Annotated in this window: 6 protein-coding genes; all 6 read right to left on the bottom strand. The window is 74.0% G+C overall.

Annotated elements, in window-relative coordinates:
• Position 1: 1 nt before the first annotated feature.
• A complete protein-coding gene (locus EST92_RS00870) occupies positions 2 to 6,841 on the bottom strand; it encodes a type I polyketide synthase (protein ID WP_129279063.1) in 6,840 nt (2,279 codons plus the stop codon).
• A gap of 550 nt (positions 6,842 to 7,391) precedes the next feature.
• Positions 7,392 to 9,218 (bottom strand): asparagine synthase (glutamine-hydrolyzing), encoded by a 1,827-nt coding sequence (gene asnB, locus EST92_RS00865; protein WP_129279062.1) that lies wholly within the window; start codon positions 9,216 to 9,218, stop codon positions 7,392 to 7,394.
• Between the two features lie 16 nt (positions 9,219 to 9,234).
• Positions 9,235 to 10,665, bottom strand: a complete 1,431-nt coding sequence (locus EST92_RS00860; protein ID WP_254068369.1) for an MFS transporter — start codon at positions 10,663 to 10,665, stop codon at positions 9,235 to 9,237.
• Between the two features lie 244 nt (positions 10,666 to 10,909).
• Complete coding sequence (locus tag EST92_RS00855) at positions 10,910 to 11,809, bottom strand: biotin-dependent carboxyltransferase family protein (protein ID WP_129279061.1); 900 nt, start codon at positions 11,807 to 11,809, stop codon at positions 10,910 to 10,912.
• Positions 11,806 to 12,420: an allophanate hydrolase subunit 1 gene (locus EST92_RS00850; protein WP_129279060.1), complete on the bottom strand. Its 615-nt coding sequence runs from the start codon at positions 12,418 to 12,420 to the stop codon at positions 11,806 to 11,808. Before EST92_RS00850 ends, EST92_RS00855 begins: the two co-directional genes overlap by 4 nt.
• Position 12,421: 1 nt before the next feature.
• Positions 12,422 to 12,556, bottom strand: a complete 135-nt coding sequence (locus tag EST92_RS00845; protein ID WP_216849059.1) for a LamB/YcsF family protein — start codon at positions 12,554 to 12,556, stop codon at positions 12,422 to 12,424.
• Between the last annotated feature and the right edge of the window lie 3 nt (positions 12,557 to 12,559).

The following is a 12,559-nucleotide window of genomic DNA, read 5'->3' as shown; positions in this document are numbered from 1 at the left end:
CTCACCACCCCGACGCGGTGTAGACGACGGCACGGGCCGACTCCTCGCCCCAGGCGAGCTCGCGCAGCAGGCAGAGGGTGCCTTCCTCGGGGTCGATCAGCCGGATGCCCCGGCGGGCGTACTCCCGCGCCAGCTCGGGGGTCACCATGCCCGCGTGCTGCCCGGTGGGGGCCCACGGTCCCCAGTGGACCGTGAGGAGCCGGCTGCCGGTGCGGGCGGCCCAGCGGCTGCCCATGCTCTGCAGGGCGTCGTTCGCGGCGGCGTAGTCCACCTGGCCGCGGCTGCCCAGAACGGCCGAGATGCTGCCGAAGAACACCGTGAAGCGCGGGGGGTTCGGCAGGCCCTCCACCGCCTCCAGCAGCGTGCGGGCGCCGTCGACCTTGGTGTCGAACACCCGGCGGAAGGACTCGGTGTCCTTCTCCGCCAGCATCCGGTCCTCGATCACCCCGGCGGCGTACACCACACCGTCCAGCCGGCCGTGCTCGGCGTAGATGTCCTTCACCACCCGGTGCACCGCCTCGGTGTCCCGGGTGTCCGCCGAGTGGTAGCGCACCGCACTGCCGAGGGAGCGCAGTTCCTCGACCGTGGCGCTGATCTCGCGCTGCGCGAGGATCTGCCCGACGGTCCGCTCGATCTCGGCCGGCGTGCGGTTTCCGAGCGCCGCCAGGGTGGCCCTGAGCGTCTCGCGGTCGGGCGCCGACCGCGTGGCCGGGTCTTCCGGGCCGCTGGGCGCGGCGGTCCTGCCGACCAGCTCGATCCGGCAGCCGGCGGCCGCCGCCAGCGTCGCGGCGAAGCGTGCCGTGATGCCCCGGGCTCCGCCCACCAACAGCACCACGGCGTCCCGGTCCAGGCCGATCGCCGTGGCCTCGGCCGCACCGTCGCCGGCCGGTCCGGCTCCCGTGGTGCCCAGCCGGCCGAGGGCGGTCTCGGTCAGCTCGAAGCCGTACCGGGCGCCGGCGGACCGGAGGACGACCGGGGCGCGGTCGGTGGCCGGCAACTCGCCGACCAGCGTGGTCGCCACGGCCTCCACCGATGCGTCCGGGGCGACCTCGACCAGCCTGGCGACCGTGTCCGGATATTCCTGGGCGATGGTCCGGAACATCCCGCGCAGCCCGTCCGGTCGCCCGTCGTCGGCCGCCGCCCCGCCGGGGACGGCGGCGATCAGCCACCGGGGCGCGCGCCGCAGCGCGGCCTGCACCACAGGGAACGACTCCGGCAGCAGCGGGTCCTCGGTGCCGGTCAGCGCCTCCAGGTGGAGCACACCGTCCAGCGGGCCGTCCTCGTCCGTCAGCAGGTGCTGTCCGTCGCGTACGACGAACTCGGCTCCCTGTGCGGCGAGTTGGGCCGACAGGGACTCGCCCACCGGGCTGTCCCCGCCGAGCAGCGCGAACCGTTTTCCGGCCAGCGCGCCGGGTTCCGCGGCCGGCTCGGGGAGGGCCACCTCCCGCAGCAGCAGCCGGGCGGGCGCCTCGGCGACCACCTCGGCCGGGGCCGGGCGGCCGACCGGCTCCGCCGGGCTCCGGTCCTCGGGGGGCTGCTCCTCGCCGCCGCGGAGCCGTGCCATCAGCAGTCCGGCGATGCCGGAGGCGGTGCGGGCCGCGGACAGCGCGTCCAACTCCGCGTCGTCGAGCTGGGAGACGCCCGCCCCGCCCTCGCCGCCGGCCCGGACCCGGGCGGCCAGTTCGCCGGCGATCTCGATCCGCTTGATCGAGTCGACGCTCAGGTCGGCCTCCAGGTCGAGATCGGGTTCGATCATGTCCACCGGATAGCCGGTGCGTTCGCTGATCAGGCCGAGGATGGTCTGCAACACGTCGTCCTCGGTGAGCGGCGCGGCCGTGGTGGGGGCCTCCGGCGCCGGCGGGGCCGCCGCCTCCGGGGCGGGCGCGAGGGGGCCGGGGTCGCCGAGGACCGCGGGGGACGTGACCGGTTCGACCGGGACGGGCACCTGGCGAACGGGCGCCACCGGAGCCGGCGGTGCGAGCGCCGGCGTGCCCGGCGCAGCACCGAAGTACGTGAGCAGCACATCGCGCTGCGCCGCGACGATCTCCCGGCTGGTGCGCAGGAACTCGGAGACCATCCGGTCCGGGCTGACGGCAGCTTCGTGGGGGTCGGGCGTCGTCACCAACATCTCCTGGATACGTCGGGCCGGCATGAGAGAGCCGGGCAGCGGGCTGCCGTCACGGGTACGCACCAGGTGCCCGTTGACGGTCCAGCCGGGTCGTTCGGGGGGAGTCGCGTGCCGCAGATCGGTGGCGTGGCGGCCGTGGAACAGCCAGCCGGTGCGCACCCGCACGCCGGCCATGGCCAGCTGGGCGAGCGCGCCGAGGAAGCCGCGCACCCCCCGGCCGCCCGCCGTTTCGGCACCGACCGTCGTGTGCGGGCGGTCCCGGAGGATCGCGGACACGAGGGAGGTGAGCGTCGAGCCGGGCCCGACCCCGACGAAGATCCGGGCCCCGGCCCGGTACATCTGCTCGATCTGCTCGGTGAACCGCACGGGCGCGCCGATCTGTGCGGCCAGTTCGGTGCGTACGTCGTCGGGGCGTGGCGCGTAGACGGACGCCGTGCGGTTGGCCCACACCGGCGTCTGCGGTGCGCGGACCGGCGCCTTGGCGAGTGCCTCGGCGAACCGCTCGGCGGCGTCGGCGACGACCGGGCTGTGGAAGGCGCAGGCCACGGGGAGGGTCTTGGCGCCGAAACCGTGCGCGCGAAGGCGCTCCACCGCGGTCGCGACCGCGTCGCCGGGCCCGGAGATGACGACCTGCTCGGGCGCGTTGTGGTTCGCGACGACGACGCGGTCCGCCAGACCCGCCGCGTCGAGCTGCCGGGAGACGTCCTCGGCGCCGGCCGACACCGCAGCCATCGCGCCCGGGTCCGCGCCGGCCGCGGACACGATCGCCTCGGCCCGCCGCGCGCTCAGCTCCAGCAGGGTTGCCGGGTCCAGTGCCCCGGCGGCGCACAGCGCCACCAATTCGCCGTAGCTGTGCCCGGCCACCATGTCCGGGACCACCCCGGCGCGGCAGAACAGGTCGTACGCGGCCAGGCCGACCATGCCCAGCACGGGCTGGGCCACCGTGGTGTCGGTGACCCTGGCCCGCTGCTCGGCCGCGACGGCGAGGTCGAAGGCGTGCGGCGGGTAGAGGTCCTCGGCCCACTCGCGGCCGAGCTGGAGGTAGCGCTGGGCCTCCGGGAAGGCGACGAACAGGTCGGCGAGCATGTCGGGCCGCTGACTGCCCTGGCCGGGGAAGAGGAACGCCACCTTCGCGTCCGTGTCACCGTCGGGGGCCCCGTTGTCCGCCCCGAGGGCGAAGACCCCAGCGGCCGGGTCGTGTTCGCCCGCCCTCGCCCGCCCGAGCAGCACGGTCAGCTCGTCCAGGTCTCCCGCCACGACCGCCGACTGCGCCGGATGCCGGGAGGCGTCACAGCGGCGGGAGGCGGTCAGCGCGAAGTCGCGCAACCGCCACGGGCGGCCGTCCCGCTCGTTCTTCTCCGCCAGGTCCAGCAGCTCCTGGATCGCCCGATCGGCGTCCTCGCGGTCGGCGCCGCGGAAGACGAACAGCTCCGCCGGCCAGGATTCGAGCCCCTGCACCGGCGGCGGCCCCTCGTCGTGGGCACGCAGCACGACGTGGAAGTTGGTGCCGCCGAAGCCGAAGGCGCTGACCCCGGCGACGCGCTCGGCCGGCCGCGCCGACCACGGCCGCGCGGAGGTGTGGAAGGCGAACGGGCTGCTCTCCTGGTCCCAGGCCGGATTGGGCCGCTCCAGCTGCCTCGTGGGCGGCTTGACGCCGGTGCGCAGCGCCATGGCGGTCTTGATCAGGCCCGCCAGACCGGCGGCGCACTTGGTGTGCCCGATCTGCGACTTCACCGACCCCAGCGCGCAACTTCCCGGCGCCGCTCCGGCCTGGGTGAACAGCTCGGTGAGGGCGCCCAGTTCGGTGCGGTCGCCGACCACGGTCCCGGTGCCGTGCGCCTCGATCAGACCGACCTCCGTCGGGGAGATCCCCGCGTTGCGGTAGGCGCGTTCCAGCGCGGCACGCTGCCCCTCGGCACGGGGTGCGGTCAGGCCGAGGGACTTGCCGTCACTGGCACTTCCGACGCCCTTGATCACGGCATAGACGCGGTCCCCGTCGCGCTCCGCGTCGGTCAGCCGCTTGAGCACCAGGCAGGCGACGCCCTCGCCCAGCGCTATGCCGTCCGCCGCGCTGTCGAAGGGGCGGGAGCGGCCGGTCGGGGACAGCGCACGGACCGAGGAGAAGAGCAGGAAGTCGTTGATCCCGTTGTGCAGGTCGGCGCCGCCGCACAGCACGAGGTCACTGGTGCCGGCGGACAGTTCCTTGCACGCCACGTCCACCGCGGCCAGCGAGGAGGCGCAGGCCGCGTCCACCGTGTAGTTCATGCCCCGCAGGTCGAGCCGGTTGGCGATCCGGCCGGAGATGACGTTGGCCAGCATCCCGGGGAAGGAGTCCTCGGTGAGCGTGGGCAGCTGGGCGTCCAGCTCGGACGGCACCTGCGCCACGTACGCCGGCAGCAGCGCGCGCAGCGCGGCGGCGTTCGACAGGTCGCTGCCCGCCTCGGCCCCGAAGACCACGGCGGCCCGGGACCGGTCGAAGTCCCGCTCCCCGTACCCCGCGTCCTCCAGCGCCAGGCGCGCCGCCTCCAGCGACAGCAGCTGGACCGGCTCGATGCTGCCCAGCGAGGACGGCGGGATGCCGTAGCGCAGCGGATCGAAGGGGATGTCGGGCAGGAAGCCGCCCCACTTCGAATCGGTGTGGCCGCCGTCCGCCTGGGGCGCGTAGTAGATCGCCGGGTCCCACCGCTCGGGGGACACCTCCGTGACGGCGTCGACTCCCCCGACCACGTTCGCCCAGTAGCTGGCGAGGTCCGGCGCGTCCGGGAACATACAGGACATACCGACCACGGCGATGTCCAGGGGGGCCGGGGCGGGGGGTTCCGCACTCGGCCCGGAGGCCACACCGAGCCGCTCGCGCGCCCGCGCGGCGTGCTCGGTGTAGAAGTCGGCGGCGGCGCTGCTGACCGACGCGTGCAGTGCGGCAATCGTGGTGGGCCGGTTCCGGAGCACGGCGACCTCGCCGGCCATGAACATTCCCTCGGCGAGCTGCCGGGGCTCGTCCACCTCGGTCAGCTCCTCGCCGACCCGTTCCACGCCCTTGCTGGCGATCCGCAGCCGGCCGACATTGAGCCGTTCCAGCTGTTCCCACGCCTGCCGCTCCGGGACGCCCTGCTCCCGCAACTCCTCCTTGATGCCGAGGTAGTTGTCGGTGAAGGGGCTGGTCACACACCGTGTCGTGTGGCCGGGCGCGGTTTCGAGCAGCTCGGTCCGCCGGGCCTGAAGAACCTGCCGCTGGAAGAGCGGCTGCACCGCGCCATGGCTCACCGCCTCCTCGGTGAAGAGGTAGGCGGTGCCCATGAGCATGCCCACGGCCACACCACGGGCGGTCAGCGGGGCGGCGAGCGCGGTGACCATCGCCGCGGACCGGGCGTCGTGGATCCCGCCGGCGAACAGCACCCGCAGCGTGTCACCCGCGGTGTCCTCGGCCGCGTCGAGGAACTCGGTGAGGACGGCGATCTGGGCTTCCCACAGCGCGAAACTGCTCCGCGGCCCGACATGACCGCCGCACTCGGACCCCTCGAAGGCGAACTTGCGGACGCCGACGTCCAGGAACTGCCGCAGCACGCCGGGCGAGGGCACGTGGAGGAAGGTGTCGATGCCGGCCTCTTCGAGCGCGGTCGCCTGCGAGGGCCGGCCGCCCGCGATGATCGCGCAGGACGGCCGGAATTCCCGGATGATCTCCAGCTGTGCGGCTCTGGTGCGCTGCGGAGCGAAGCCGAGCACCCCCACTCCCCAGGGCCGCCCGTCCAGTGCGGAACGCGTCTGCTCCAGCAGGGTGCGCGTCTGCTCCGGGCCGGCGAGCGCCAGCGCCAAGAAGGGCAGCGCCCCGTCCTCGGCGACCGCCGCGGCAAACCCCGGCTGGTCACTGACCCGGGTCATCGGCCCCTGGGCGAGGGGGAGTTGGGTACCCAGCGCCCGGCTCATCGCCGAATCGCCACGCAGGGCGTCGAGCGGCGCGTCCTCCCGCACCGCGTCGCACACGGCGGCGCTGACCGCACGGACCGCCCCACCGGCATCGCGCCACTGCTCGGCGAACCGGGAGGCCAGGAAGCCGTCCTGACCGACGGGGAGCAGTTGCGTCCGCAGATCGCCGGCACCGAGCATGCCGGCCACGTCCACCGGGTCGTCCGGAAGGGCCGGCGCGTCCGGCCCCCGGCGCCACAGCACCCGGTGCCCGGCCACCACGACCGTCTCCGAACCGTCCAGGATCCGCACGGCCGCGGCGACGTCCTCCGGGAGGCCGGACTCCGCCAGCAGGGCAAGCTGCGTATCGAGAACGACTCCCGCCGCGCCCCCCACCACGGCGGCCGCGGCGGTGTGCGGCCCGATCCCGCCGCAGGCCCAGACCGGCAGCTCCAGCGCCGGGTCCGCCATCAGCTGCTGGAGGAGCACAAAGGTGCTCAACTCACCGACCCGACCGCCACTTTCACTGCCACGGGCGATCAGTCCGTGCGCACCGCCCCGCGCGGCCGCAAGCGCCTCCGCATGGCTCGTCACCTCGACGAGCACCCGGTGATCGGCAACGACGTCGTCCAGCCGCAGTGGCGCGTCCACGCCGAGCACCACCGTGTGGACGTCCCCGCCACTCACCAGGTCGGCCGCGGTGACGGCACACCCGGCGGCCACCCGCACCCCGAACGGCCCCGACACCCACTGCCGGACCGACTCCAGCGCCTCCCTGGCCCGCCGGTCCCCCTTGCCGAGATCGAGCACGCCGAGCCCCCCGGCCCGGCAGACGGCGGCGACGATTCTCGGATCGGGTTCCCCGAAAGGACTTATCCCCAAGACGGCATCAGCCAGACGCGCGGTGGTCACAGAAGCTCCGAAGAATGTGGGCACAGGAGATACACGCAGCTGCCGGGCCACAAATCCCGAGTGCCTGCGGTGCGGTGGTCAACAACAGCCTCAGCAGGCCACCGCTCGCACGTCAACGAACACCGCGGAAGTACGTGGTCGGCCACGCCGTAGATTGCGGGAATCCCTAGACTTTCGGCCGCGTGGCAGCGCCGGGGACGTCAGCGGGAAGACCCTGGGAAACGAGGGCGGCCCTTCCCCTCGACCCGACCCGTCGGCCGACCCGCTCACCTTCCGCTCACGTCGCACTCACGCTCCGCTCAAGTCCCCTACGGCGGCGGCAAGATGACCACGTCCGGCCACCGAGCGGGCGCGGCCGCCGATGGTTGCACGTCATCGGACGCGCCCCACGGCCGTAACCGCCGTCCCCCGACCGGCCGGGAAACCTGCAAGGTCGGGTAAGGGCTCCTCAGAGGGCGAGTTCGGGCCGGTGGTGGTCCAGCCACAGCGCCAGGTCGACGACGCGTTCCAGGCGGAGGCGGTGGCCCCACTCCAAGCGGTCCGGCGGGGTGTCGAGGCCGGGCTTGAGGCGGGTCTCGTCGGCCAGCGCCCGGACCTGCTCGACGGCCAGGGCCTCGCGGGCCAGGTCCTGCAGGCCGCGGTTGTAGTCGGGGTGGTGGGTGGCCGGATAGTGGTTCTTGGGCCGGTGCAGCACGGAGTGCGGAGCGAGTCCGGCACCGGCGGCGCGCAGCAGGCTCTTCTCCCGGCCGTCGAAGCTCTTGAGCGCCCAGGGCGCGGCGAAGGCGTACGCGACCAGGCGGTGGTCGCAGTAGGGGACGCGGACCTCCAGCCCCTGGGCCATGCTCAGCCGGTCCTTGCGGTGCAGCAGCTGGCGCAGCCAGCGGGTCAGTGACACGTGCTGCATCTCGCGTTGCCGGTGCTCGGCGGGGGTTTCGTCGTCCCGGTGCGGTACGGCGGCCAGCGCGTCGGCATAGGTGTCCCGGCGGAACTCCTCCATGCGCAGGCCGAGTTCCGGGTTGAGCGGCATCGCGGCCTCGTCCCCGGTGACGAGCAGCCAGGGGAAGGTCGCCGCGTGCAGCGCTTCCGGGGAGTGGAACCAGGGATAACCGCCGAAGACCTCGTCCGCCGCCTCGCCCGAGAGGGCCACCGTGGAGTGCTTGCGGATCTCGCCGAAGAGCAGATACAGGGAGGTGTCCATGTCGCCGACACCGATCGGTGAGTCCCGCGCCACGACGACCGCCTTGCGGTGCTCGGGGTCGAGCAGGGTGCGCGGGTCGAGGACGACCGTGCTGTGGTCGGTGCCGATGAACGCGCCGGCCTCGGCGGCGTACGGGGTGTCGTGGCCGGTGCGCAGCACGTCGCCGGTGAACCGCTCGGCCTGGTCGCTGTAGTCGACGGCGTACGAGCGGATGCGGGCGTCCCGGCCTTCGCGCAGCCGGAGTTCGTCGGCGAGCAACGCGGTCAGGACCGTGGAGTCGAGGCCACCGGACAGCAGGCTGCACAGCGGGACATCGGCCTCCAGCTGGCCGCGGGCGGCCGTCCCGACCAGCTCGCGGATGCGTTCAACGGCCGTGTCCCGGTCGTCGTCGTGGAGCTCGGCCGTCAACTGCCAGTAGCGGCGTGCACGGATGCCGTCGCGGTCCAGGACGAGCAGGCCGCCGGGCTCCACTTCGCGCACACCGGACCACACCGTCGGCCCGGTGTTGAAGAGCAGGCTGTACGCCTCCCGCAGCCCGTCGGCGTCCACCCGTGGCCGTATCTCCGGGTGGGCGAACAGCGCCTTCGGCTCGGAGGCGAAGGCCAGGCCGCCCTCGACGGCGGCCCAGAACAGCGGTTTGACGCCGAGGCGATCGCGTACCAGCAGCAGCCGCTGGGCGCGCTCGTCCCACACCGCGAACGCGAACATGCCCTCCAAGTGGTCGGCGAGGTCCTCCCCCCACTCGGCGTAGGCGCGCAGCACCACCTCGGTATCACTCCGCGTGCGGAAGGTGTGTCCCCGGCCGCGCAGTTCGGCGCGCAGCTGGTGATGGTTGTACACCTCGCCGCTGTAGCTGAGAACGACGGTCGGCCGGTCGGGCCGGTCGGTCATCGGCTGCCCGCCGCCGGCCGGGTCGATGACGGCCAGGCGGCGGTGGCCGAGCGCGGCGTGCTCGCCGAGCCAGACGCCACCCGCGTCGGGGCCGCGCGCGGTGAGGGTGGCCGTCATGGCCTCGATGACCGCGGCCTGGGTGCGGGCGTCGTGAGGGAACGACGCCCAGCCGGTGATTCCGCACATGCGGGTGACTCCTGGTTCAGTCGTGTACGGCGGGCGCCGCGTCGGTGGTCTTCTCCGGCAGAGGTGCGGGCCCTCTCCCGGTCGGTGCGAGCAGGGGTACGGCGAGACAGGCGGCGGTGGCGGCCAGCACGAGCCCGGCCCGTACGCCCGCCCCGGATCCGACCGGTCCCCAGGCGGCGGTGGCCAGGGCGGGGCCGAGGGTGAAGCCGAGACTGCGGGCGAACTGCACCGTGGACCCGACGGTCGCGGCCCGGTCCGGTGGGACGGCGCTCATGACCAGAGCCTGGGTGGGACCGCCGTTCAGGCCCATCCCGACGCCCGCCAGCGCCAGCCGCCAGGCCACGTCCGGCGGTGACCAGCCGTCGCCCAGCGGGACCAGCAGGAGCAGACCGGCCGCGGTGAGGGCGGCGCCGGCGACCGCGACCGGCCGGGCGCCGATGGGGGTGCCCCCTGCTCGTCGAGCGGAGCCGCGCGCCGGGGCGAGGTCGGCGAGCCGCCCGCCGAGCGGCCCGGCCAGGCCCATACCGAGGGGGAAGGCGAGCACGGTCAGCCCGGTCGTGGTGGCGCTGACCCCGTCGTCCCGCTGGAGATGCAGGGCGACCACGTAGTGCATGGCGGCGAACCCGGTGGCGAGGGCCAGCACCGCACCGTGGGCCCGGAACAGCCCCGCGGACCGGAGGAGGCCGGCCGCCGGCCGGCCGCCCGGACCGCGCAGCCACCACCAGAGCGTCGGGACGGCCGCGCCGGCGAGCACCAGCCACGACGGGCGGCCCACCGCGAGGGTCAGCGCGAGCAGCAGTACCGCCACCCCCGCGGCCACCAGCAGTGCGTCCCCCACCAACCGCAGGTCGGGCCGGCGCAACCCGCCGTCCCGCGGCATGGCCCGCCACACGATGACGAGCGCGAGCACACAGAAGGGGATCTTCACCAGGAACACCGACCACCAGCCCCAGTGGTCCAGCAACAGACCGCCCACGGCCGGCCCGGTCACCGCCCCCAGCGGCCCCAGAGTCGCCGGCACGCTCATCGCCCGCCCCCGCAGCTCCGGCCGTACGGACCGGATCGCGAGCACCGGCATCAGCACGAACAGCACCGCCCCGCACGCCCCCTGCATCAGCCGGGCGACGATCAGCCAGGCCATCCAGGGCGCCGCGGCCGCCAGGGCGCTGCACAGGCCGAAGCCGCAGGTCGCGGCCAGCACGGCGGACCGCAGCCCCCCTCCGTCGAGCCACCGGCCGACCGGCAACAGCAGGGCCACCACGGGCAGTTGGTAGCCCAGCACCGCCCACTGGGCAGTGGCCGTCGAGACGTGCAGCCCGTCGGCAAGGTCCGCCAGCGCCACATTGACGATGTTCATGTCGAGCATCGCCACGAACGCCAGCACACCCGCCGCCACGACCAGCGACCAGCGGTCCTCGCCGACGCGTATGTGACCGGACCGTCCCACACGGGAACCGTCGTCTGTCACCTTCCCCCCTCACCGTCACGAGCGGGCTGCCGGACGGCAACCTCCCCTCATGAGTCGAGGGGGATCCGGGGCGAGTTCCCGGCCATGCCCGGAAAATGATGACCGTCCGGCCGATCCTCCGCGCTGCTCGGCACAGCCGGCCGGGCACCGCGGACGGAGCCCGCGCCAGGCGCGGGTCGCGGTGACCCGTTCCCATGGCCGCACCCGTGGCGCGCGCCCGGTGTCATGTGGTCATGGACAGGTGCGCCCGCCGGTTCCGGGTGGTGCGGCGGCGCGGGGCAGGCCGGAAGCGTACGGTCTGGCCGGGTCGGAGTTGGGCGGCCTGGTCGAGGTCGGCGTCGTGCACCACGGCGATGACGGGGTAGCCGCCGGTCACGGGGTGGTCGGCGAGGAAGAGCACCGGTTGTCCGTTGGGCGGTACCTGGAGGGCGCCTCGGACCATGCCTTCGGACGGCATCTCGTGGTGGATCGCCCGCTCCAGAAGTGGCCCGGCCAGGCGTGCGCCGACACGATCGCTGTCGGCGGTCACCTCGTACGCGTCGGCGCACAGGGTCGTCAGCGCTTCGGGGGCGAACCAGTCGTCCCGGGGGCCGGGAACGAGGTGCAGCACGGGCCGGTCCGGGAATTCGCGGCGGGGCGCGAAGTCGGTGGGAGGGAAGCGGAGTGCGGCCGTGCCCGTCGACAGGGAGGCTCCCGCACTGAGCGGTGCCGGACCGATGCCGGAGAGGGTGTCGGTGGAGCGGGAGCCGAGCACCGGCGGTACGTCGATGCCTCCGCGGAGGGCGAGGTAGGTGCGCAGGGCGCGGGTCGGGAAGCCGACGGTGAGTTCCTGGCCGGCGGCGGCGTGGACCGGTCCGTTCATGCCGATCTGACGGCCGTCGAGCGCAGCCGGGCAGGGCGCCCCGGTCAGAGCCAGGGTGGTCGGCGTGTGACAGCGGGCGGTCAGACCGCCGCAGGTCAATTCCAGGGCCGCGGCGGATTCGGCGTTGCCCACCAGGCGGTTGGCCAGCCGCAGGCTGCCCCGGTCCGCGGCGCCGCCGGTCCCGACGCCCAAGGCGGCGTGCCCCGGGCGCCCGAGGTCCTGCACCGTGGTGAGAGGGCCCGGACGGAGGATTTCGATCATGACGTCACCTGTACGAAGCGGACGTGCGTGCCCGGAGTGAGCAGGCTGGGCGGTTGGCGTTCGATGCTCCACAGTTCGGCCGAGGTGCGGCCCAGCACGTGCCAGCCCCCGGGCGACGCGCGAGGGTAGACGCTCGTGAACTGGTCGGCGACGGCAACGGAACCGGGTTCCACGCGGGTGCGCGGGACGGGGCGGCGGGGCAGGTGGAGAGCCGGATCGAGGCCGGCGAGATAGGCGAATCCGGGCGCGAAACCGCAGAAGGCGACGGTGTACCGGGCGGCGCTGTGGCGCCGTACGACCTCACCGACGCTCAGTCCGCTCAGGCGGGCGACCTCGGCCAGGTCCGTCCCGTCGTACACCACCGGAATCTCCACCACCCGTGGCTGCGGCGGCCGGTGAACGGCGACGGTGCGGGAGGAGAGGTCGTCGGCCAGCGCCTCTCGGGTCGTGCGGTCCGGGTCGAAGGAGATCAGCAGGGTGCGCGCGGCGGGTACCAGATCGATGCATCCCGCCGGGCGGTCCCGGCGCAGGTCCTCGTGAACCCCGATCACCTCCTGCAACGTGTCCAGTTCCACCAGCAGGGCGCGGCTGCCCGCGGCCAGGAAGCGCATCTCAGGTCCTCCGTCGGTCGGAGCACCGCAGCAGCGCCTCGTCGTCGCCCAGCGTCCAGGCGCCGAAGCCTTCCCCGAGGTCGCAGGTGACGTCGATGAGCGGTGGGTCGCCGGGGGCCCGGGACGTAGGGGTCATGGT

The organism is Streptomyces sp. TM32, assembly GCF_004122755.1.
Taxonomy (GTDB): Bacteria; Actinomycetota; Actinomycetes; order Streptomycetales; family Streptomycetaceae; genus Streptomyces; species Streptomyces sioyaensis.
Note: the sequence above shows the minus strand (reverse complement) of the source record. Positions and strands in the feature narration are given on the sequence as shown.

Excerpts from the sequence above, each read along its gene's own strand:
- asnB (WP_129279062.1), bottom strand. The coding sequence starts at position 9,218 with ATGTGCGGAATCACCGGCTGGGCGTCGTTCCCTCACGACGCCCGCACC.
- EST92_RS00845 (WP_216849059.1), bottom strand. The coding sequence starts at position 12,556 with ATGACCCCTACGTCCCGGGCCCCCGGCGACCCACCGCTCATCGACGTC.
- EST92_RS00855 (WP_129279061.1), bottom strand. The coding sequence starts at position 11,809 with ATGATCGAAATCCTCCGTCCGGGCCCTCTCACCACGGTGCAGGACCTC.
- EST92_RS00850 (WP_129279060.1), bottom strand. The coding sequence starts at position 12,420 with ATGCGCTTCCTGGCCGCGGGCAGCCGCGCCCTGCTGGTGGAACTGGAC.